This is a genomic window from Streptomyces sp. NPDC013157 (assembly GCF_042899865.1).
In the GTDB taxonomy this organism is placed as follows: Bacteria; Actinomycetota; Actinomycetes; order Streptomycetales; family Streptomycetaceae; genus Streptomyces.
Map to the genome: position 1 here is coordinate 239,555 of NZ_JBIBAK010000007.1, position 21,539 is coordinate 261,093.

General features: G+C 72.1%; 19 protein-coding genes and 1 pseudogene. 12 read left to right on the plus strand and 8 right to left on the minus strand.

The genetic code is table 11. From position 1 onward, the window contains the following. The first annotated feature begins 55 nt into the window (after positions 1–55). On the plus strand, positions 56–1,213 hold the full coding sequence (locus tag ACFY6U_RS22505) for a D-alanine--D-alanine ligase family protein (protein ID WP_390040774.1): 1,158 nt from the start codon (positions 56–58) through the stop codon (positions 1,211–1,213). 22 nt (positions 1,214–1,235) lie between these two features. Here ACFY6U_RS22505 and ACFY6U_RS22510 read toward each other — a convergent pair whose 3' ends face one another. Both ACFY6U_RS22510 and ACFY6U_RS22515 read right to left on the minus strand, forming a co-directional pair. After that, positions 1,236–1,724, minus strand: coding sequence for a DUF3515 domain-containing protein (locus ACFY6U_RS22510; protein ID WP_390040776.1), 489 nt, complete (start codon positions 1,722–1,724; stop codon positions 1,236–1,238). A 20-nt stretch (positions 1,725–1,744) separates the two neighbouring features. Next, entirely contained in the window at positions 1,745–1,978 is a 234-nt protein-coding gene (locus ACFY6U_RS22515) for an Lrp/AsnC family transcriptional regulator (protein WP_093498875.1), read from the minus strand. Between the two features lie 206 nt (positions 1,979–2,184). Between ACFY6U_RS22515 and ACFY6U_RS22520 the strand changes: the two genes are divergently transcribed. Together ACFY6U_RS22520 and thiD are read left to right on the plus strand one after the other, a co-directional pair. Next, positions 2,185–3,150, plus strand: coding sequence for a thiamine-phosphate kinase (locus ACFY6U_RS22520; protein WP_093498874.1), 966 nt, complete (start codon positions 2,185–2,187; stop codon positions 3,148–3,150). Next, positions 3,147–3,962: a bifunctional hydroxymethylpyrimidine kinase/phosphomethylpyrimidine kinase gene (gene thiD, locus ACFY6U_RS22525; RefSeq protein ID WP_390040778.1), complete on the plus strand. Its 816-nt coding sequence runs from the start codon at positions 3,147–3,149 to the stop codon at positions 3,960–3,962. The genes ACFY6U_RS22520 and thiD overlap by 4 nt, the downstream gene beginning before the upstream one ends. On the opposite strand, the gene ACFY6U_RS22530 is transcribed toward thiD, so the two are convergent. The 3 genes and pseudogenes from ACFY6U_RS22530 to rpmB form a co-directional block, all read right to left on the minus strand. Then, positions 3,925–5,031 (minus strand): FAD-dependent oxidoreductase, encoded by a 1,107-nt coding sequence (locus ACFY6U_RS22530; RefSeq protein ID WP_390040780.1) that lies wholly within the window; start codon positions 5,029–5,031, stop codon positions 3,925–3,927. The genes thiD and ACFY6U_RS22530 overlap by 38 nt on opposite strands. A gap of 55 nt (positions 5,032–5,086) precedes the next feature. Beyond that, a pseudogene (locus ACFY6U_RS22535) lies at positions 5,087–6,388 on the minus strand (ATP-binding protein); the annotation flags it as partial. A 257-nt stretch (positions 6,389–6,645) separates the two neighbouring features. Beyond that, positions 6,646–6,831 carry a 50S ribosomal protein L28 gene (rpmB, locus tag ACFY6U_RS22540; protein ID WP_003993230.1) on the minus strand — a complete coding sequence of 62 codons (186 nt, stop codon included), beginning with the start codon at positions 6,829–6,831 and terminating at the stop codon, positions 6,646–6,648. 258 nt (positions 6,832–7,089) lie between these two features. Here rpmB and ACFY6U_RS22545 point away from each other — a divergent pair, with 258 nt between their 5' ends. Next, positions 7,090–8,766, plus strand: coding sequence for a DAK2 domain-containing protein (locus tag ACFY6U_RS22545; protein ID WP_390040782.1), 1,677 nt, complete (start codon positions 7,090–7,092; stop codon positions 8,764–8,766). Positions 8,767–8,781: 15 nt separating this feature from the next. Here ACFY6U_RS22545 and ACFY6U_RS22550 read toward each other — a convergent pair whose 3' ends face one another. Both ACFY6U_RS22550 and ACFY6U_RS22555 read right to left on the minus strand, forming a co-directional pair. Next, the gene (locus ACFY6U_RS22550; RefSeq protein WP_390041118.1) at positions 8,782–11,700 is read right to left on the minus strand and encodes a tetratricopeptide repeat protein; all 2,919 of its coding nucleotides are present in this window, start codon (positions 11,698–11,700) and stop codon (positions 8,782–8,784) included. After that, positions 11,697–13,523, minus strand: coding sequence for an HSP90 family protein (locus ACFY6U_RS22555; protein ID WP_390040784.1), 1,827 nt, complete (start codon positions 13,521–13,523; stop codon positions 11,697–11,699). Before ACFY6U_RS22555 ends, ACFY6U_RS22550 begins: the two co-directional genes overlap by 4 nt. Positions 13,524–13,692: 169 nt before the next feature. Here ACFY6U_RS22555 and recG point away from each other — a divergent pair, with 169 nt between their 5' ends. From recG to mutM, 8 genes are all read left to right on the plus strand, one after another. Further along, positions 13,693–15,909: an ATP-dependent DNA helicase RecG gene (gene recG, locus ACFY6U_RS22560; RefSeq protein ID WP_390040786.1), complete on the plus strand. Its 2,217-nt coding sequence runs from the start codon at positions 13,693–13,695 to the stop codon at positions 15,907–15,909. A gap of 127 nt (positions 15,910–16,036) precedes the next feature. Then, the gene (gene rsmD, locus ACFY6U_RS22565; protein ID WP_390040788.1) at positions 16,037–16,624 is read left to right on the plus strand and encodes a 16S rRNA (guanine(966)-N(2))-methyltransferase RsmD; all 588 of its coding nucleotides are present in this window, start codon (positions 16,037–16,039) and stop codon (positions 16,622–16,624) included. A 26-nt stretch (positions 16,625–16,650) separates the two neighbouring features. Next, the gene (gene coaD / locus ACFY6U_RS22570) at positions 16,651–17,130 is read left to right on the plus strand and encodes a pantetheine-phosphate adenylyltransferase (protein ID WP_351485223.1); all 480 of its coding nucleotides are present in this window, start codon (positions 16,651–16,653) and stop codon (positions 17,128–17,130) included. A 57-nt stretch (positions 17,131–17,187) separates the two neighbouring features. Then, complete coding sequence (locus tag ACFY6U_RS22575; RefSeq protein WP_390040790.1) at positions 17,188–18,312, plus strand: ATP synthase F0 subunit B; 1,125 nt, start codon at positions 17,188–17,190, stop codon at positions 18,310–18,312. A 154-nt stretch (positions 18,313–18,466) separates the two neighbouring features. Continuing rightward, entirely contained in the window at positions 18,467–19,117 is a 651-nt protein-coding gene (locus tag ACFY6U_RS22580; RefSeq protein WP_093498866.1) for a DUF177 domain-containing protein, read from the plus strand. A 2-nt stretch (positions 19,118–19,119) separates the two neighbouring features. Further along, positions 19,120–19,293, plus strand: coding sequence for a 50S ribosomal protein L32 (gene rpmF, locus ACFY6U_RS22585; RefSeq protein WP_003951102.1), 174 nt, complete (start codon positions 19,120–19,122; stop codon positions 19,291–19,293). 8 nt (positions 19,294–19,301) lie between these two features. Continuing rightward, on the plus strand, positions 19,302–20,156 hold the full coding sequence (gene rnc / locus ACFY6U_RS22590; protein ID WP_390040793.1) for a ribonuclease III: 855 nt from the start codon (positions 19,302–19,304) through the stop codon (positions 20,154–20,156). 81 nt (positions 20,157–20,237) lie between these two features. Then, the gene (gene mutM, locus ACFY6U_RS22595; RefSeq protein WP_390040795.1) at positions 20,238–21,098 is read left to right on the plus strand and encodes a bifunctional DNA-formamidopyrimidine glycosylase/DNA-(apurinic or apyrimidinic site) lyase; all 861 of its coding nucleotides are present in this window, start codon (positions 20,238–20,240) and stop codon (positions 21,096–21,098) included. Here mutM and ACFY6U_RS22600 read toward each other — a convergent pair. Next, on the minus strand, positions 21,071–21,472 hold the full coding sequence (locus ACFY6U_RS22600; protein WP_390040796.1) for a winged helix-turn-helix transcriptional regulator: 402 nt from the start codon (positions 21,470–21,472) through the stop codon (positions 21,071–21,073). The genes mutM and ACFY6U_RS22600 overlap by 28 nt on opposite strands. Between the last annotated feature and the right edge of the window lie 67 nt (positions 21,473–21,539).

The following is a 21,539-nucleotide window of genomic DNA, read 5'->3' on the forward strand; positions in this document are numbered from 1 at the left end:
CCCCACCCCGCGGACGCTGTCTCGGGGCCCTACCACCGGGTACTCTCAACGCGATATGAGCACCGAGAACCTCCCCCAGAGCCCTGAGCAGCCCGCTCGCAAGCCGCGCGTGGCCGTCGTCTTCGGCGGCCGCAGCTCCGAGCACGGGATCTCCACGGTCACCGCCGGAGCCGTGCTGAACGCCATCGACCGGACGAAGTACGACGTCCTGCCGATCGGCATCACCCGGGAAGGCCGCTGGGTGCTCACGGCCGACGAGCCCGAACGCATGGCGATCACCGAACGCCGTACCCCCGAGGTCGGCGACGTCGCCGACTCCACCGAGGGCGGCGTGATCCTCCCCGTCGACCCGGCCAACCGCGAGGTCGTCTACAGCGAGCCCGGCTCCGTGCCCAAGGCGCTCGGCGAGGTCGACGTCGTCTTCCCCGTGCTGCACGGTCCCTACGGCGAGGACGGCACCCTCCAGGGCCTCCTGGAGCTGTCCGGCGTCCCGTACGTCGGCTCGGGCGTGCTCGCCTCGGCCGTCGGCCAGGACAAGGAGTACATGAAGCGGGTGTTCACCTCCTTCGGGCTCGCCGTCGGCCCGTACCTGGTGGTCCGCCCCCGTGAGTGGCAGCAGGACGAGTCCGCCGCCCGCAAGCGGATCGTCGACTTCGCCGGCGAGCACGGCTGGCCGCTGTTCGTGAAGCCCGCGCGTGCGGGTTCGTCGATCGGCATCACCAAGGTCGACGACCTCTCGGGCCTGGACGAGGCGATCGCCGAGGCCCAGTCCCACGACCCGAAGATCCTGATCGAGGCGGCCGTCCACGGCCGTGAGATCGAGGTCGGCGTCCTGGAGTTCGAGGACGGCCCGCGCGCCTCGGTCCCGGCGGAGATCCCGCCGCCCTCGGACCACGCGTACTACGACTTCGAGGCCAAGTACATCGACTCCACCCCCGGCATCGTCCCGGCCCCCCTCACCCCCGAGGAGACCGCCGAGGTCCAGAAGCTCGCGGTGGACGCCTTCGAGGCCGCCTCCTGCGAGGGCCTGGTCCGCGCCGACTTCTTCCTCACGCAGGCCGGCCACTTCGTCATCAACGAGATCAACACGATGCCGGGCTTCACCCCGATCTCGATGTACCCGCAGATGTGGCAGGCGACGGGTGTCAGCTACCCCGAGCTGATCGACCGCCTGGTGCAGGCAGCCCTGAACCGTTCGACGGGCCTGCGCTGACGCGCCCCCCACGGGGCGCCGCCTAGTCGGCGATCCCTTCCGGCACCGCCTTCTTGACGGCCGGCGCCAGACTCACCAACGGCGCCATGCCATCCCCGGTCCGCCCCGCAGGAATCGTCACCTCGACATACGCCTTCCGCAACGTCGTAGTGAACCGAAACGATTTGTCGGCCCGCTGCTCCAGCAGCCACCCCACCCCGTTCACCTCAACCCCGTCGGCCTCCGGATCGGCCATCTTCGCAGGCCGCTCGAGACCGCACCGCAGTATGATCGCCGGGTCGCCACCCCACCCGGCTGTCAGCGGAGAGGCCGGTTCCGGATCGCGCCGGTCCAGCTTGTCGACCTTCGTCGGCAACACCCGGTCAAGGCGATCACAGAGCTTCGCAACCGCGGCGCCCGGAGTGGGAACCGCCACCGACGGGACGTCGTCTGCTGAGGAGCAGCCCGCGGCCGCGATCAACAACAGAGCGAGCGCGGGCAGACCGAATGGCCGGTGACGGAAGAAGTTCACCGGCCAAGGGTAGACGGGGGCTACAGATGGACGACCGGGCAGGTCAAGGTGCGCGTGATGCCGTCCACTTGCTGGACTCTCGCGACCACCAGCCGACCGAGTTCGTCGACGGTCTCCGCTTGCGCGCGCACGATGACGTCGTACGGTCCTGTCACGTCCTCGGCCTGGATGACTCCAGGGATCTTGCTGATGATCTCTGCGACGGTCGACGCTTTGCCGACCTCCGTCTGGATCAGGATGTACGCCTGTACCACGGAACCTCCAGGGCGGCCACGAGGATCATGTGGGGAAAAGGAACGCCACGGTATCGCGTCGCCGCTCACCGCGGGGAGACCTGCGCGGACAGGGGCTTGCGCGCCGGGGTGCAGGCGCGACAGAAGTTGACGGTCACCTCGACCGTATCCACGACGACGGTGACGCGCGAGCGGGCACGGCAAGGCAGAGAAGGGGCGAAAGGGCAATGAAGGGCACTGTTGGTGAGCTGGGGGAGTTCGGGCTCATCAGGGAGCTCACCTCCCGTCTCACCACCACTCCGGCGGTCCGGGTCGGCCCCGGCGACGACGCCGCGGTGGTCGCCGCGCCCGACCGCCGGGTGGTGGCGAGCACCGACATCCTGCTGGAGGGCCGGCACTTCCGCCGCGACTGGTCCACGGCCTACGACGTGGGCCGCAAGGCGGCCGCGCAGAACCTCGCGGACATCGCCGCCATGGGCGCCGTGCCGACCGCCCTGCTGCTCGGCCTGGTCGTGCCCGCCGAACTGCCGGTGACCTGGCCCAGCGAGTTGATGGACGGCATCCGCGACGAGTGCCAGGTCGCCGGTGCCTCGGTGGTCGGCGGCGACGTGGTCCGCGGCGACACGATCATGGTGTCGATCACCGCCCTCGGCGACCTGCGCAACCAGGAGCCGGTCACCCGGGCCGGCGCCCAGCCCGGCGACCTGATCGCCGTCACCGGTTGGCTGGGCTGGTCCGCGGCCGGTTACGCGGTGCTCTCCCGCGGCTTCCGCTCGCCCCGGGCGTTCGTGGAGGCGCACCGCCGTCCCGAGCCGCCGTACCACGCGGGCCCGGCCGCCGCCGCCCTCGGCGCGACCGCGATGTGCGACGTGAGCGACGGGCTGATCGCCGACCTGGGGCACATCGCCGAGGCCAGCAAGGTGCGGATCGACATCCGCTCCGGCGCGATCGACATCCCGACCCAGATGAACGACATCGGCCAGGCCGTCGGCGTCGACCCCATCCAGTGGGTGCTCACCGGCGGCGAGGACCACGCGATCGTGGCGACCTTCCCGCCGGACGTGAAGCTGCCCGCCCGCTGGAAGGTCATCGGCGAGGTCCTCAATCCGTCCGCGCTGCCCCAGGTGACCGTCGACGGCGCGCCCTGGACCAGCAAGGGCGGCTGGGACCACTTCGGGGACATCGAGTCATGAGCCCGGCGCGCGTGCTGACGGTCGCGGGCTCCGACTCCGGCGGCGGGGCCGGGATCCAGGCCGACCTCAAGACCATGCTCGCGCTGGGCGTGCACGGCATGAGCGTGCTCACCGCGGTCACCGCGCAGAACTCGACCGGCGTCCAGGGGGCTTGGGAGCTGCCGGTGGCGGCCGTCCGCGCCCAGTACCGGAGCGTGGTGGACGACATCGGGGTGGACGCGGTCAAGACCGGGATGCTCGCCTCGGCCGAACTCGTCGAGACGGTCGCCGAGTTGCTCGCCGGGACCGGCGCGCCCGTGGTCGTGGACCCGGTCGGCGTCTCCAAGCACGGCGACCCGCTCCTGGCCGCCTCCGCCCTGGACTCGGTCCGCACGAAACTCCTCCCGCTGGCCACCGTGGCCACCCCGAACCTCGACGAGGTGGCGCAACTCACCGGCGTGCACGTCGAGTCGGAGGCCGATCTGCGCCGGGCCGCGGCGGCCGTGCTGTCGTACGGCCCGACCTGGGTGCTGATCAAGGGCGGGCACCTGCCCGGCGAGGCCGTCGACCTGCTCACCGACGGCACCGACGAACTCCTGTTGCGCGCCCCCCGGTACGACAACCGGCACACCCACGGCACGGGCTGCACCCTCGCGTCCGCGATCGCGTCGCAGCTCGCGAAGGGGCAGTCCGTGCCGCAGGCGGTGACGGCCGCCAAGGAGTACGTCACCGGGGCGATCGCGGCCGGGTTCGCGCTCGGCGCCGGGATCGGGCCCGTGGACCACGGCTGGGCCCTCAGGCCCGGGACAGGGCCGGGTACTCCCGCAGCCTGATGTCGGTGGCCGCCTTCTCGGTCATCCTCTTGAAGAAGCGGGCCAGCGGACGGGAGGCGAGCACCCGGTACATCCGGTCCCGGCTGCGGATGCGCCGCTCGGTCGGCGGGGCGAAGAACGGGCCCGCGTTCCCGGAGATCTTCTGGCAGCCCTTGGCGAAGTCGCGGATCCGGGACTCGTACTCGGCGAAGGCCGTACGGAAGTCACCTCCCGCCAGGGCCAGTTCACCGGCGAGGACGTATGCGCCGACGATCGCGACGCCCGTCCCCATCCCGCCCATCGTCGCCCCGTACCCGGCGTCCCCGAGCAGCGCCACCCGCCCCTTGACGAGCCGGTCGACGTGGATCTGGGCGATCGCGTCGAAGTACACGTCGTCGGCCTCCTCCAGGGCCTTGAGGAGGGCCGGGCCCTCCCAGCCCATCCCGGCGAAGCGGTCCATGACGATTCGCTTGACCGCCGTGACGTCCCGGCGGTCGTACGACAGCTCCTCGGACCGGAAGACCAGCAGCGCGCCGGCGCGGTCCGGGTCGCCGTCGTAGTTGCCGATGACGAACGCGCGGCCGGGCTCGCTGTAGACGCGGCCGGTGCGGTCCAGGCCCAGGTGGTTGGGGACGTCGAAGCCGGCCACGTAGTGGTCGAAGAAGCGCAGGTAGCGGGACTCGTCGCCGAAGACCAGCCGACGGGTGTGGGAGTGCAGCCCGTCGGCGCCCACGACCAGGTCGAAGCGGCGGGGCGCGCTCCTCTCGAAGGTGACGTCGACGCCCTGCGGGTCCTCCGCGACGGAGGTGATCGAGTCGCCGAAGACGTACTCGACGTCGTCCCTGGTGCGTTCGTACATGATCTGTGCGAGGTCGCCGCGGAAGATCTCCACGTCGCCGCTCATGAGCTCGGCGGGCAGGTCCACGCGCGGGCTGCCGTCGGCGTCGACGACCGTCTGGCGGCCCATGTGGGTCTGGCGGGCGTGGATCTCGTCCCAGATGCCCATCGAGGTCAGGACCGTGCGGTGGACATGGCCGCGGAAGTCGACCGCGAAGCCGCCGCCGCGCAGTCCGGCCGCCTTCTCGACCACGGTGACGCGGGCGCCGAGCCGGGCGAGGTTGAGGGCGAGGGCGGGTCCGGCGACGCTGGGCGAGCGCGTGCGCGTCGGCGGCGGGCCGCGGACCGACCGCGACCGCCCAGAGCACGAGGATGTACGGCAGCCGCAACGGCCCCCGGTACGCGTCCAGGACGGCGTCCACGCGCGCGATGAGCTCCGGTTCGTCGCCCGCGCCGGAGAGCGCGTTGACCGCGCACAGCACGTACTCCTCCTCCAGCCCGGGCGGTGGCGCGTCCCCGGCCGCGGCCAGCAGTTCCCGGGCCGTCGCCACGCGTTCGCCGTGCACGCCGCGCAGCCGCCAGAACCAGGAGAGGGGACCCATCAGGCGCAGGGCTCCGCCGGTGTCGCGGCGCACGAGGTGGCGCAGGGCCGCGTCCAGGTTGGCCTGCTCGGCGGCCAGCCGGTCCAGCCAGGGCAGCTGCCCGCCGCCGCGCAACTGCGGCTCGGCCTCCTCGGCCAGCCGCAGGAAGTAGCCGGCGTGGGCGTCCGCCAGGTCCTGCAGACCGGGCAGGCTCTCGGCGGCGAAGGCCCGGATCGTCTCCAGCATCCGGTAGCGGCCCTCGGACACCTCCAGGAACGACTTCTCCACCAGCGAGGCCAGCACGTCCTCCGGATACGGCAGCCCGCACACCGCCTCGACCGCCGTCAGCGTCGCGCCACCGGAGAACACCGTCAGCCGCCGCGCCAGCTCCCGCTCCTCCTCGTCCAGCAGCCCCCAGCTCCACTCCACGACCGCGCGCAGGGTGCGGTGCCGGGGCTCCTTGGAACGGTCGCCGCGGGACAGGAGGCGGAAGCGGTCGTGGAGGCGGTCGGCGAGTTCGTCGGGGGTGAGGGTGCGCAGCCGGGCCGCGGCCAGCTCGATGGCCAGGGGCAGCCCGTCCAGGGCGGCGCAGACGCCGGCCACGCGTGCGTGCCCGGCGAATCCGGGGCGTACCGCGCGGGCCCGGTCCAGGAAGAGCCGCACCGCGGGCTCAGGCGGCAGCGGGGGCACCGGGACCAGGACCTCGCCGGTGATGCCGAGCGACTCCCGGCTGGTGGCGAGCACGCGCACCCCCGGGCAGGCCGCGAGGAGCAGCGCGGTGAGCCGTGCGGCCTCCTCGACCAGGTGCTCGCAGTTGTCCAGGACGATCAGCAGCTCGCGCTCCTCCAGGGCGGCCAGCAGCCGGTCCGTGGTGTCGGCGGCGGGGCTGCGCAGGCCCTCGCGGACGCCGAGGGCGGCCAGGACGGCGTACGGGATCCGGGAGCCGTCGGTGAGCGGCGCGAGTTCCACGAAGCAGGCGCCGGGGTGGTGCTGGGCCGCCTCGACGGCGAGCCGTGGAGACCGGCCGGCCGGCGTCCAGGAGCAGCAGGGTGAGCAGGGCGCGGGGGCGGGGGCCGCCGGGGTCCACGGGGGTGCCGTCGTCGGTGCGTACGTCCAGGGGGCCCAGGATGCCGAAGCGCATGGGATCAGCTTGTCAGGGCACGGTTGGCCGGGGTCCGGGATTTCCGGCACGGCTGCACGCGGGCACGGCAAAAAGCCGGCCCACCCGGAGGTGGACCGGCTCTGTGCAGCGAACCAGCGGTGGCCGCGCGCTCAGCGACAGTGCGTCAGCGCGAGACCTTGCCGGCCTTGATGCACGAGGTGCAGGCGTTCACGCGCTTCGGCGTCCCGCCGACCACGGTACGCACACGCTGGATGTTCGGGTTCCAGCGACGGGACGTACGGCGGTGCGAGTGCGAGATGTTGTTGCCGAAGCCCGGCCCCTTGCCGCAGACGTCGCAGTTGGCAGCCACGGGTCACTCCAAAGACTTCAGATGCACTTACGGTTGGATCCCGGCGTGCCGGGATCGAGATCCTGGGGATCTGAGATCTTGAGTGGCCTGCCAGGGGAATGGCCCGATCGGATCGGGCAACCGGAGCAGCATACAACGACTGCGTCGGTTAGACGAAACTAGCATGGCAGCTCAGGGGCCCGCCCCCGGCCCTCTTCCGGCGGACACCCTTCCGGGGTCTACGCTGCGTCCACGTTCGGCCGGCTCAAGGAGGCGCAGGTGGCGCAGGTGCCGCAGACATTCTTCGATGCTCTCGCGGTACGCACCTGGTGCGGACTGTCGCTCGGGGCACTCGGGCGGGCGCGCGAGGAGATCGACGCGATCAACGTCTACCCGGTGGCCGACGGCGACACCGGAACGAACCTGTACATGACGGTGGAGTCGGCGGCAGGAGCGGTCGAGGCCGTCTTCGCGGGCTACGAGCTGGGCGAGGAGGTGCCGACCCTGGCCGACGCCGTCCGCGCGATGGCGCACGGCGCCCTCATAGGCGCGCGCGGCAACTCCGGCACGATCCTGGCCCAGTTGCTGCGTGGCATGGCCCACGTCCTCACCGAGGGTGAGGCGACTCACATCGACGCGGACAGGCTGCGGCTCGCCCTGGGGCACGCCGCCGACGCCGCCCGCCGGGCCGTCGCCCACCCGGTGGAGGGCACGGTGCTGACGGTCGCGGCGGCCGCGGCGGACGCCGCCGACGCGGCCGAGGGCGACTGCGGGGCGGTCGCGCGGGCCGCCTACGAGGGCGCGTGCAAGGCGCTCGCGGCGACTCCGGGACAACTGGCCGTGCTGGAGCGGGCCGGGGTGGTGGACGCCGGCGGACGGGGTCTGGTCGCGGTGCTCGGGGCGCTGGTGGAGGCGTTCACGGGGGAGGCGCCGACGGCTTTCGACCTGCACGCGCACGGGGCGGGCCCGGTCGTCCACGCGCGCGTGGACGCCGTCTCCGGCGCCCGGGCCGAGAACTGCGCGGAACGCACCGGCGGGCCCGCGTTCGAGGTCATCTACCTCCTGGAGGCCGAGGACGCCGCCGTGGACCGGCTGCGGGCCCGGCTCGACGTCCTCGGCGACTCCCTGGTGATGGTCGGCGGCGACGGCCTGTGGAACGTCCATGTGCACGTCGACGACGCCGGAGCCGCCGTCGAGGCGGGTGTGGAGGCCGGACGTCCTTACCGGATCCGGATCACGCACTTCGGCGCCGGGGACGTGCACACCGGCAGGGCGCGGCCGCCGCGCGAGCGGGTGCAGCGGGCCGTGGTGGCCGTCGTGCCCGGGGAGGGGCTGGCCGGGCTGTACACCGAGGGCGGCGCGACCACGGTGCTCGCGCGCCCGGGGGAGCCGCCGGCCAGCGGGGAACTGGTGGACGCCGTGCGGCGCGCCAACGCGCGCGAGGTGGTGCTCCTGCCCAACGACGCCGACCTGCGGCACACGGCGGCCGCGGCGGCCGAGCAGGCCCGCGCGGAGGGCATCCGGGTCGCCCTCATCCCGACCCGCTCGGCGGTCCAGGGCATCTCCGCGCTCGCGGTGCACCAGCCGGACCGCCGCTTCGACGAGGACGTCGTCCAGATGACCTCCGCGGCCGGCGCCACCCGCTACGCCGAGGTCGTGGTCGCGGAACGGCAGTCCTGGACCATGGCCGGCATCTGCCAGGCCGGGGACGTACTGGGGCTGATAGACGGGGACGTGGCGGTGATCGGCTCGGACGTGACGGCCACCGCCGAGACCGTCCTGGACCGCATGCTCCAGGCCGGCGGCGAGCTGGTCACCCTCGTCCTCGGCGACGAGGCGCCCGAGGGCGTCGCCGACCGCCTGGAGGCACGCGTGCGCGAGGCGTACCTCGCCGTCGACACGGTGGTCTACCGGGGCGGCCGGCAGGGGGCTCCGCTTCTCATCGGCGTCGAGTGAGCCCCCCACCCGCTTTCACTCCTCCGTGGGCTCCAGCAGCTGCCGGGCCTCCGCCCGCCGGGCCCGGACCGTCTCGTCGGCCGGGTCGGCGCCCTCGTAGGCGTCCAGCACCGCACGTGCGCGTGCCGTCGCCGCGGCCGGCCGGCTGAGGTCGGCCTCCAGCCAGCCCGCGGCCAGTTCCGCGGCGGTACGGCTGTGCAGCCCGTCCTCGCCGAGCCCGGCGAACACCGAGATCGCGGCAGCCATTTCCGCGAGCGCCGCCTCGAACGCCTTCCGGATCGCCCGATCGTCGGCGTCCTCCGGCACGGAACGGGCCAGCAGGTCGCCGAACTGCCGGTGGGTGTGACCCAGTTCGCCGGCGAGCCGCTCCGCCGCGGCCGGGTCCTCGACGGCGTCCAGCGCCGCCTCGCACTCCCGCACCGCCTCCGCCATCAGCTTCCGCGCGCCCTCCGGCCCCGCCTCCGTGCGCAGCGCCAGCCAGGCGCGGGCCCGCAGCGAACGCACCAGGAAGTGCACGTTGCCCATCGCCCGCCACAACTCACCCGCGCGCGTGTAGGCCTGGTCCGCCTCCGCCGGCAGCCCCGCGTTGCCCAGCGACTCCGCGGCCAGGTGGGCGAGGGTGGCGTGGTCGTGCTGCTCGGGCCAGTGCCGGGCGATCTCGGCCGCCTGCAGCCGCCGTTCGGCCGCCGCGTGGTGCTCGCCCAGCTCGCTCAGGCAGTCCCCGAGCCACCACTGCGTCTGGACGACCGCACCGGCGCCGTGCGTCTCGGCGCTCAGGTCGGCCAGCGCCGACTCCAGCACCTCGGCGGCCTCCGCGAACCGCCCCTGCCGCAGCAGGAAGCCGCCCAGCTGGTGCCGGGCCCAGGCACCCAGCGTGCCGCTCTGCCCGGCCTCGTCGGCCCAGTGCGCCGCCTCCAGGGCATGCTCGGCGGCCTCCTCGGCCGCGCCCCGGCCGCCGACGACCTCGGCGAGCTGCAGATGCAGCTGGGCCCGCCCGACCGGCTCCACGTACGGCCCGCCGTGCTCCAGCGCCGCGCGCAGCGCCCGCTCCGCCTCGGCCAGGTCGCCCTGCTCATGGGCGAGCGCGGCCACCCGCACCTCGTACTCGACCGCGAACCACGGCAGCTCCGCGCCGACGAACTGCGCCGTCGCCTGCCGGAACAGCTCGCCCGCCCGCTCCCCGTCCCCGGCGTGCTCGGCCAGCTCGGCGAGCATCGCCCGCCCCTCGGCCGCCCGGGACACCAGCCGTACGTCGGACCCGCCGCGCCCGCCGACCAGCGCCAGCAGCTCCCGTACGGCCTGCTCGGCGTCCCCGGCGCCCGTGGACCGCTCGTGCACCTGACGCATCAGGATCCGGGCCCGGCTCATCAGCACGGACGCCGTCTGCCGCACCCCGGTCGCGTCGTCGGCGTAGAGGGCGAGGATCCGGTCGTACGGCTCGTCGATCGCGGCCAGCGCCTCGTCCAGCTCCCCCGACAGCGCGCGTACGTAGGCGGCACGCGCGCGTGCGGCGATCGCCTCGCCCTCGTCGCCGGCCTCCGCGTACAGCTCCGCCGCCCGCTCGAACAGCTCGACCCCCTCGGGGCCGCGGCCCATCGCCGTGTGGTCGGCGATCTCCGCGCGGACGTACGTGTCCACCTCGGTCTCCTCGGCGGCCCGCGCGACCGCCGCCCAGGCCTCCAGGGCGTGCGGCCGGAGCGCGTCCGACAGTCGGCGTGCCTCGGCCAGGAGCGCGGGCAGCGACGGCTGTTCCGCCTGTTCCGCCTGGTCCGGCGCGGGCGGCCGGACGACCGGTGCGTGCTGCCCGGCGGGCGCCGTCCGCGCTGCCCGCACGCCCAGCGGCAGCCGGTCCACCAGCGGCCGCTGCGCCATCCGCTCGCGCAGCTGGTCGCCGACGTAGGAGGTGCCGTTGCGGGCGTCGAACCGCGCGGCCAGCTCCAGGGCCCCCGCGCGCGCGTGCCCGGCGAGTTCCCCGGCGGTCCACGACCGCCCGGCGGGCCCCGGCACCCGCTGCCCGCCGAGCCCCAGCCCGGTCAGCCGGTCCATCAGCAGCGCCACCACCGCCAGGAAGTCCATCCGGCTGCGCGGCTGCCCGGTGTCCGTGAAGTAGGCGGGACGTTCCGCCAGCAGCTCAAGGCCGCGCGCCTCGTTGCCGGTCAGCGCGCAGAACTCGACATGGTCCGCGTAGGCGCCCCGCATGCTCTCCATGGGGCGCACCAGACGGAAACCGCGCAGGTGGTGCGCGCGGGCCTCGTCGACGCGGCCAAGGCGCAGCAGCGGGGCGAGGGAGGACGCCAGGACCGTGTGCGGCTCGTGGGCGCAGCTGTACTCGCCGTCCAGCACCGGCCCCCACAGCTCCAGGGCCGCCTCGTCCCGGCCGTTCTTCAGCTGCCAGCCGCCCTGCCCGTGCAGCTCGCACGCGTGGCAGTCGGCCATCCGGTCCCGGTCCGCCGCCAGCCAGGCCGCGTACGCCCGCTCCGCGCGCGGCAGGTCACCGACGTGCCCGGCGACACTGAACTCCGCGCTGCGCACCGCCCGCTCGGAGTGCCCGGCCAGCCGGTAGCGGTGCTCCATCTCGCCCAGCCACTTCTCGATCGAGGCGAGCGGGATGTGTGGCTGGTCGAGCATGCCGGCCGTCATCCACTTGAAGACCCAGTGCAGCGAATGCGTCTCGTACTCGTCGAAGTCCTCGGGCCGCTCGTCCCACATCCGCAGCAGCCGCGCGAACGGGACGAACATCTTGTCCTTCTCGGAGCTGTAGTTGTAGACCTTCAGCTGGTGCCCGAGCGCCTCGACCACGGCGAGCGGGATGTTCAGCTTCTCGGCCTCCGCCAGCAGCTGCTCCGCACGCGCGTTGCGGGCGGGCCCCTCCGGTTCCTCGGAGTTCTCCGCCATCGCCCGGCGCAGCGAGTCGAAGTCAGCAATCTCCATCAGCGATCGTCTTCCCCATGAGTGGCCCACTCCAGGAGGCCGATGAACGAGCGGTTGAGCAGCGCCGAGTCGGCCGGCCGCAGCGGACGCTGGGCCATCAGCAGCGCCTGACCGTAGAGCGATTCGGTCGCGGTGCCGATCAGCTCCGGGTCCTTGAGGGCACTGATCCGCCGGATCAGGGGGTTGAGGTGGTTGAGCACCAGCCGGGCCCGGGGCGCGCTGCCGCGCAGCGAGCCCAGGATGCCCGCCCACAGGTCGTCGGCCTGCTCCTCGGCCTCCGCGCGGGCCTGTTCGTGGCGGGCGGCGCGGTCGTCGAGGTGGAGGGCGGGGACCGAGAGGGGGTGGAAGGCCCTCAGTACAATGTCACATTGCAGTGGGTCCAGCTTCGCCCGCGCCACCCCCAGGAACCCCGCCACCGCCAGCTCCTCCGCCGGATCCACCGCGTCCAGATGCGCGGTCACGGTGTCCGCGTCCAGCTCCGCGACGACCGTCCCCGGCCGCACCGACGGCAGCGCCTCGACCAGCTCGCTGTCGTACGTGTAACCGCCGTTGATCACCCCGACGCCCTGCGCGGAGGCGATCGGCGCGACCTGCCGGTACTCCTCGACCGTCCGCGTGAAGTGCACCACCGGGTGCCGCTGCGCGAACTCCTCCAGGGACAGCTGCCCGTCGGTGGTCTCGAAGGGGAGCCACGGCAGCATCGTCCGCAGCATCTCCGGGTCGTGCCGCGCCAGCGACTTCACCCCGAGATGGTGCACGGACAGGAACGCGGAGAGCCGTTCCGGATCACCGGCCGCCAGCCCGGTCAGCCAGGACCGAATCCTTTCGCCGAGCGCCTCCCGTACGGCCGCCAGCGTCTCGTCCTCGTACAGCGACTCCCGCGAGGCGGTTGGCCGCAGACTGTCCGTGTCCAGGACGCAGCGCACGAAGAACGCCCAGTCCGGCAGCAGCTGTTCGGCCCGCTCGGTGAGCAGCATGCCCTTCAGGTGCACGCGGTGCGTGGCCCGCTGCGCCGGACTCACCGCCGACGGCAGCACGTACGCCACACCCCGGATCCCGGCCAGCGGCACGTCCAGCGCGATCGAGTCCAACGGCGTGAACCCGAACAGGTCGTGACAGTGCCGGGCCAGCGCCACCCGCCGGGTGCTGGGGGAGGGGTACGACCGGTCCCAGGGCGCCGGCAGGTCGGTGACCGCCTCGTCGCCCACCCGGACGTCGTACGGCAGCAGCGAACCGAAGTCCCGCGCCAGCGCGAGCACCCGCCGCTCGTCCAGCCACTCCGCCGCACCCGCCCGCGCCACCAGGTACACGGTGGTACCGGGCTCGGGCCGCGCCTCGGGCGCCAACGTCCGTACGGTGTACGACCCGTCGTCCCGGGCCGTCCACTCCACGGGCGGCGCGTCCGGCGTGCGGGCGCTGCGGCTGACCACCCGGATCCGCTCGGCGACCACGAAACAGGCCAGCAGCCCGATGCCGAACTGGCCCAGGAAGTCGGAGCGTGCCTCCTGCAGCCCGTCCCCCCGCTTGGAGCTGCGCCCGATCGTGGCGAGCAGGCTGTGCACGTCCGACTCGGTGAGCCCGACGCCGCTGTCCTCCACCCGAAGGGAACTGCCGTCCGCGTACAGCCGCACCCGCGCCGGGGCGTCGGGCTGCTCGGCCCGTCTCGCGGTGATCGCGTCCACGGCGTTCTGCAGCAGCTCGCGCAGGTAGACCTTGGGGCTGGAGTACAGGTGATGGGAGAGCAGGTCCACCAAACCACGCAGGTCGACCTGGAACGTATGAGGTGACTGTGATGCCTGGGATGACTGTGAGGTCTGGGAGTCCATCGTCGCTGCGCCGGAGGGGGGAAGACGTGGTCGGCGCGGGGTCGGGCGGTCCCTGGTGGGGCGGTGACCGCGGAAGGATGGCCGGAGCGCGCCATCCTATGACTCAAAACGGCCGCCTGACCAGGGGTTTCCCGAGACATATACGGCATTGTCAGTGGTGTGGTGTGCAATGGATCTCGTGCCCGCACTGGAAGAACCACTGAAACAACCGCTGAAGTCAGTGCTCGGCCCAGCCACCGCAAAGGTGATGGCCGAGCATCTCGGCCTGCACACCGTCGGCGACCTCCTGCACCACTACCCGCGCAGATACGAGGAGCGCGGCCAGCTCACCCACCTCGCCGACCTGCCCATGGACGAGCACGTCACGGTGGTCGCCATGGTCGCCGACGCCCGCCTGCACACCTTCGCCTCCGCCAAGGCGCCCCGCGGCAAGGGCCAGCGCCTGGAGGTCACGATCACCGACGGCAGCGGCCGGCTCCAACTGGTCTTCTTCGGCAACGGCGTGCACAAACCCCACAAGGAACTCCTGCCGGGCACCCGCGCGATGTTCGCCGGCAAGGTCTCGGTCTTCAACCGCCGCCTCCAACTGGCACACCCTGCCTACGAGTTGCTACGAGGTGACGACCCGGACGAATCCGTGGAGACCTGGGCGGGAGCCCTGATCCCGCTCTACCCGGCCACCGGCAAACTGGAGTCCTGGAAGATCGGCAAGGCGGTCCAGACGGTCCTCCCCAGCGCCCAGGAGGCCCTGGACCCCCTCCCCCCGCCCCTCCGCGACGGCCGCGGTCTGGTCTCCCTCCCCGAAGCCCTCCTCAAGATCCACCGCCCGCACACCAAGGCGGACATCGCGGCGGCCCGCGACCGCCTCAAGTGGGACGAGGCCTTCGTCCTCCAGGTCGCCCTGGCCCGCCGCCGCCACACCGACGGCCTGCTCCCGGCGGTGGCCCGCAGACCGTCCCCCGACGGCCTCCTCACGGCCTTCGACGACCGCCTCCCCTTCACCCTCACGGACGGCCAGCAGAAGGTCTCGAAGGAGATCTTCGACGACCTGGCGACGGAACACCCGATGCACCGCCTCCTCCAGGGGGAGGTCGGCAGCGGCAAGACGTTGGTCGCCCTCCGCGCCATGCTCGCCGTCGTCGACGCGGGCGGTCAGGCCGCCATGCTCGCCCCCACCGAGGTCCTGGCCCAGCAGCACCACCGCTCGATCACCGAGATGATGGGCGAACTGGCCGAGGGCGGCATGCTCGGCGGCGCGGACCATGGCACCAAGGTCGTCCTCCTCACCGGCTCGATGGGCACGGCGGCCCGCCGCCACGCCATGCTGGACCTGGCCACGGGCGAGGCAGGCATCGTGATCGGCACCCACGCCCTCATCGAGGACAAGGTCCAGTTCCACGACCTGGGCCTGGTCGTGGTGGACGAACAGCACCGCTTCGGCGTCGAGCAGCGGGACGCCCTCCGCGGCAAGGGCAAGCAGCCACCCCACCTCCTCGTCATGACCGCCACCCCCATCCCACGCACGGTCGCGATGACGGTCTTCGGCGACCTGGAGACCTCGGTCCTGGACCAGCTCCCGGCCGGCCGCTCCCCGATCGCCACCCACGTCGTCCCCGCAGCCGACAAGCCCCACTTCCTGGCCCGCGCCTGGGAACGGGTCAGAGAGGAAGTCGGCAACGGCCACCAGGCCTACGTCGTCTGCCCCCGCATCGGCGACGAGGAGGAGGACCCGAAGAAGGCGAAGAAGACGGCCGAGGACGAGGCGGAGAAACGCCCCCCGCTCGCGGTCCTGGACGTGGCCGACCACCTCGCCAAGGGCCCGTTGAACGGGCTCCGCGTCGAGGTCCTGCACGGCCGTATGCACCCGGACGACAAGGACGCGGTGATGCGCCGCTTCGCCGCCGGCGACACGGACGTCCTGGTGGCCACCACGGTCATCGAGGTCGGCGTCAACGTCCCCAACGCCACCGCCATGGTGATCATGGACGCCGACCGCTTCGGCGTCTCCCAGCTCCACCAGCTGCGCGGCCGGGTCGGCCGAGGCTCCGCCCCCGGCCTCTGCCTCCTGGTCACGGAGATGCCGGAGGCGAGCGCGGCCCGCCAGCGCCTGACGGCGGTCGCCTCGACCCTGGACGGCTTCGAGCTCTCCCGCATCGACCTCGAACAGCGCAGAGAGGGCGACGTCCTGGGCCAGGCCCAGTCGGGCGCCCGCTCCAGTCTCCGCGTCCTCGCGGTGATCGAGGACGAGGAGATCATCGCGGAGGCGAGGGAGGAGGCGACGGCCCTGGTGGCCCGCGACCCCGAACTGACCGACCTCCCGGGCCTGCGAACGGCCCTGGACGCCCTCTTGGACGAGGAGAGGGAGCAGTACTTGGAAAAGGGCTGAGCTGCAGCGCCCCGAAAGGGGCGCTGGGGGTACCCCCGGCCGAAGGCTGCGGGAGGAACTGCGCGAGCAACCACGACGCACCTGCTGCCAAACTGAATCCGTAACCACCCCGGACCGAGGATTCAAAATGACCCGCGTGATCGCCGGCGCAGCCGGCGGGCGCCGCCTGGCAGTCCCGCCAGGAAACGGCACCCGCCCCACCTCCGACCGCGCACGCGAAGGCCTCTTCTCCACCTGGCAGTCCCTCCTCGGCGGCCCCCTGGACGGCGAACGCGTCCTCGACCTCTACGCAGGCTCGGGCGCCGTGGGCCTGGAAGCGCTCTCCCGCGGCGCCGGCCACACCCTCCTCGTGGAGGCCGATCCCAGAGCCGCCCGCGTCGTACGTGAAAACGTAAAGAATCTGGGGCTCCCCGGCGCCGAGGTAAGAGCGGGCAAGGCAGAGCAGATCATCCGGTCCCCGGCGCCCACACCGCCGTACGACATCGCCTTCCTCGACCCTCCGTACGCCGTCACGGACGACGATCTTCGGGAGATTCTCCTCACACTCCACTCCGGGGGCTGGCTCGCGCCCGAGGCGCTCGTCACCGTGGAGCGCAGCACCAGAGGTGGCGTTTTCAACTGGCCGACCGGCTTCGAAGGCCTCCGGTCCCGTCGTTACGGCGAGGGAACGTTTTGGTACGGTCGCGCCGCCTCTACGTGCGAAGACGCACGATGACCGGACCGGAGAGCGAGGGATCACAAGTGCGCCGCGCCGTCTGTCCCGGGTCGTTCGACCCCGTCACCAACGGACACCTCGACATCATTGCCCGCGCGTCCCGTCTGTACGACGAGGTCTACGTCGCGGTGATGATCAACAAGTCCAAGAAGGGCCTGTTCGAGATCGACGAGCGGATCGACCTGATCCGCACGGTCACCGCCGACTACGGCAACGTCCGGGTCGAGGCGTTCCACGGCCTCCTCGTCGACTTCTGCAAGCAGCGCGACATCCCGGCCATCGTCAAGGGCCTCCGGGCGGTCAGCGACTTCGACTACGAACTGCAGATGGCCCAGATGAACAACGGCCTCTCGGGCGTCGAGACGCTGTTCGTGCCGACCAACCCGACCTACAGTTTCCTCTCCTCCTCGCTGGTCAAGGAGGTGGCCCAGTGGGGCGGCGACATCGCCCACCTGGTTCCGCCGGCCGTTCTGGAGGCCCTCAACAAGCGTCTCGGCAAGGACTGATGGGGCTACAGTCGTCTCGTCCGTCTCCAACCCAGCTGTAGAGAGTGGCGAGCACAGGTGGACGTGCAGAAGAAGCTCGACGAGATCGTGAGCACGGTCTCCGGCGCCCGGTCCATGCCCATGTCGGCGTCGTGCGTGGTCAACCGTGCCGAACTGCTCGCGATGCTCGAAGAGCTGCGCCAGGCGCTGCCCGGCTCGCTCGCGCAGGCCGAGGAGCTGATCGGCGGCCGGGACCAGATGGTCGAGCAGGCCCGCATGGAGGCCGAGCGGATCATCGAGACCGCGCACGCCGAGCGCGGCTCGCTGATCTCCGACACCGAGGTGGCCAGGCGCTCGCAGGCCGAGGCCGACCGGATCCTCGCCGAGGCCCGGCAGGAGGCCGAGGAGGTCCGCGCCGACGCCGACGACTACGTCGACTCCAAGCTCGCCAACTTCGAGGTCGTCCTCACCAAGACCCTCGGCTCGGTCGGCCGCGGCCGCGAGAAGCTGCTCGGCACCGGTCCCGGCCTGGACGAGCAGGGGTACGAGGACGAGGACGCCCCCGAGCGCAGCCACGACCCCGAGACCCTGCGCCGGGACGCCGACGCCTACGTGGACGTCAAGCTCGGCGCCTTCGAGGCGGTCCTCGCCAAGACCCTGGAGGCGGTCGGCAAGGGCCGCGCCAAACTGCACGGCCGGATCGCCTCGGACGCCCTCGGTGCCCTGGCCGACGACAACACGACGTTCCAGCACTCCAGCGACGCCGACTACCTGGCCGACCTCGCGGCCCTCGCCGACCAGGACGACCGGGCGGCCCAGGCCGCCCAGGCCGCCCAGCCGTCCCCGGCCGAGCAGCCCGCCGCCGCGCAGCCCCAGCAGCAGCCGCAGTACGACCAGCAGCCCATGCAGCAGCCCGTGGCGCAGGATCCGTACGGCTACCCCCAGCAGCAGCCCGTATACGCCCAGCAGGACGCGTACGGCTACCAGCAGGACCCCTACGGCTACCAGCAGGCCGATCCGTACGCCGCCGCCTACCAGGGCTACGACACCGGCCAGCAGCCCGTCTACGATCCCCAGCAGGCGGCCCAGCACCAGCAGCATCAGCAGCACCAGTCGTACGCCCTCGACGAGACCAGCCTCTTCGACACCAGCATGATCACGCCGGAGCAGCTGCGGGCCTACGAGCAGGGCCGGGGCCTGTAGAAAACCGGCCGAAGGCGGGCGGAAGACCGCCGGATTGGGCCGACAGCGAAAGGTCCAGTATCCTGGCTCTTCGGTCGCGTCTACGTCCGCGATCCACGCTGCCCGGAGGGATCTCCGGACGGCGTCCCTCTGAAATCGAAGATCGAAAGCAGGAATGGCTCCTCACGCGCGCCTCGACCACCGCAACCCGTTCGTGTTCGACACGCACGAGCTGGGGCGGCGTCCCGGTGCGCTGCAGCGCCTGACCCGCACGATCGACGCTCCCGAGGACTTCGGGATCAAGGGGGTCATCGGAGTGCCGCAGGGCGCCCCGGTGGAGCTCGAACTCCGGCTCGAGTCGGTCATGGAAGGTGTGCTCGTCACAGGCACCGCCCGTGCGCAGGCCGAGGGGGAGTGCGTAAGGTGTCTGGAGCCGGTCGGGCAGGAGCTCGAAGCGGACTTCCAGGAACTGTTCTCGTACCCTGACGCCGACGACCGGGGCCGCGTGATCGCGGAACCGGGCGACGACGCCGAGGACGACGAGGACAGGTTCTTCATCGAGGACGGCCTGTTCGACCTCGAACCCGTGCTGCGCGATGCGGTGGTGCTCGCACTGCCCATGCAGCCGGTGTGCCAGGACGACTGCCTGGGCCTGTGCTCCGAGTGCGGAGCCCGGCTCACGGACGACCCGGACCACCACCACGACGCCGTCGACATCCGTTGGGCGGCTTTGCAGGGACTCGCCGGTTCCATGAAGGACGGCGAGAAGGACGAGATGAGCGGCGCTGACGCGGAAGCGGGCGTCGACGAGAAGCAGGAGAAGTAGCCGTGGCTGTTCCGAAGCGGAAGATGTCGCGCAGCAACACGCGCCACCGCCGGTCGCAGTGGAAGGCTGCGGTCCCCACCCTGGTTGCGTGCGAGCGCTGCCACGAGCCCAAGCAGCAGCACATCGCGTGCCCGTCTTGCGGCACCTACAACAAGCGCCAGGTCCTCGAAGTCTGAGCGGCCAGGTGAGAGGCACTGTGTCCAGTCCCAAGAAGGGCGATGAGCCCACGGCGGACCCAACCGCCAAGAAGAAGGCGGACAGCACGGCCTCGTCCCACACGCTTCTGGAAGGGCGGCTCGGCTACAAGCTCGAGTCCGCCCTTCTGGTGCGTGCGCTGACCCACCGTTCCTACGCGTACGAGAACGGCGGCCTGCCGACGAACGAGCGGCTGGAGTTCCTCGGTGACTCCGTCCTCGGTCTCGTCGTCACGGACACGCTGTACAACACCCACCCCGACCTGCCCGAGGGCCAGCTGGCCAAGCTCCGGGCCGCGGTGGTGAACTCGCGTGCGCTCGCGGAGGTGGGCCGCGGTCTCGACCTGGGCTCCTTCATCCGGCTCGGCCGCGGTGAAGAGGGCACGGGCGGCCGGGACAAGGCGTCCATCCTCGCCGACACCCTGGAAGCGGTGATCGGCGCGGTCTATCTCGACCAGGGCCTCGACTCGGCGTCCGAGCTGGTGCACCGGCTCTTCGACCCGCTGATCGAGAAGTCCTCGAACCTCGGAGCCGGCCTGGACTGGAAGACCAGTCTCCAGGAGCTCACCGCGACGGAGGGCCTCGGCGTGCCCGAGTACCTGGTCACGGAGACCGGCCCCGACCACGAGAAGACCTTCACTGCTGCCGCCCGCGTCGGAGGCGTCTCGTACGGCACCGGCACCGGCCGCAGCAAGAAGGAGGCGGAGCAGCAGGCCGCCGAGTCCGCCTGGCGCGCCATCCGCGCCGCGGCGGACGAACGCGCCAAGGCCAAGGCAGCCGAGCAGGCCGCCCGGGCCGAAGCCGAGGAGGACGACGGCCCGCCGTCGTCCGCCGCCTCCGCCTGACGAACAGCGCAGCCCGAGCGCCCGCCCCCTTTCCACGGAGGCGGGCGCTCGGACCGTCCACGGTCCTGCACGGGAGCCCCGATGCCTGAACTGCCCGAGGTGGAGGTCGTCCGGCGCGGCCTGGAGCGGTGGGTCGCCCACCGGGTCGTAGCCGAGGCCGAGGTCCTGCACCCGCGTGCCGTACGTCGGCACCTCGCCGGCGCCGACGACTTCACGCACCGGCTCAAGGGCCACCGCATCGGCACCCCGAGCCGGCGCGGCAAGTACCTGTGGCTGCCACTGGAGGACACCAACCAGTCGGTCCTCGCGCACCTCGGCATGAGCGGCCAGCTGCTGGTCCAGCCGCACGAGGCGCCGCAGGAGAAACACCTGCGCATCCGCGTCCGGTTCGCCGACGGCCTGGGCACGGAGCTCCGCTTCGTCGACCAACGTACGTTCGGCGGACTGTCGTTGCACGACAACACCCTCGACGGACTGCCGGACGTCATCGCGCACATCGCCCGCGACCCCCTCGACCCGCTGTTCGACGACGAGGCCTTCCACCAGGCACTGCGCCGGAAGCGGTCCACCATCAAGAGGGCGCTGCTCGACCAGTCGTTGATCAGCGGAGTCGGCAACATCTACGCGGACGAGGCCCTTTGGCGCGCCCGCGTCCACTACGAGCGCCCGACGGCCGGCTTCACCCGCCCGCGTACCGCCGAACTCCTCGGTCATGTACGGGACGTGATGAACGCGGCCCTGGCCGTCGGCGGCACCAGCTTCGACAGCCTGTACGTCAACGTCAACGGCGAGTCCGGTTACTTCGACCGCTCGCTGGACGCCTACGGCCGGGAGGGGCTGCCCTGCCGGCGGTGCGGTACGCCGATACGCAGGCGGCCCTGGATGAACCGGTCCAGCTACTTCTGCCCGCAGTGTCAGCGGGCGCCGCGCGTCTCGTCGTAACGCTCGCGGGCGGCCAGCACCTCGTCCATCCGGCCCTCCACGAAGTGGACGACGGCGAGGAGGCGTTCGGCGACGGCGCGGCCGAGCGGGGTGAGTTCGTAGTCGACGCGCGGCGGGTTGGTCGGCTGGGCCTCGCGGTGCACCAGGCCGTCGCGCTCCAGGGCCTGGAGCGTCTGGGAGAGCATCTTCTCGCTGACGCCGTCCACGCGCCGGCGCAGCTCGTTGAACCGGAACGATCCCTCGTGCAGCGCGCTCAGGGTGAGCCCGCCCCACCGGCCCATGACGTGCTCAAGGGTGGTGCGCGAGGGACAGGCCCGGGCGAAGACGTCGTACGGAGGCTGCGGCTCCACGACACCGTCCTGGGTGATGGTCATGCATCAAGCCTACGGGAGCGCAGCGCTAACCGACAGGGTGCGCTATCTGGTGGTTAGTGCAGGTGCC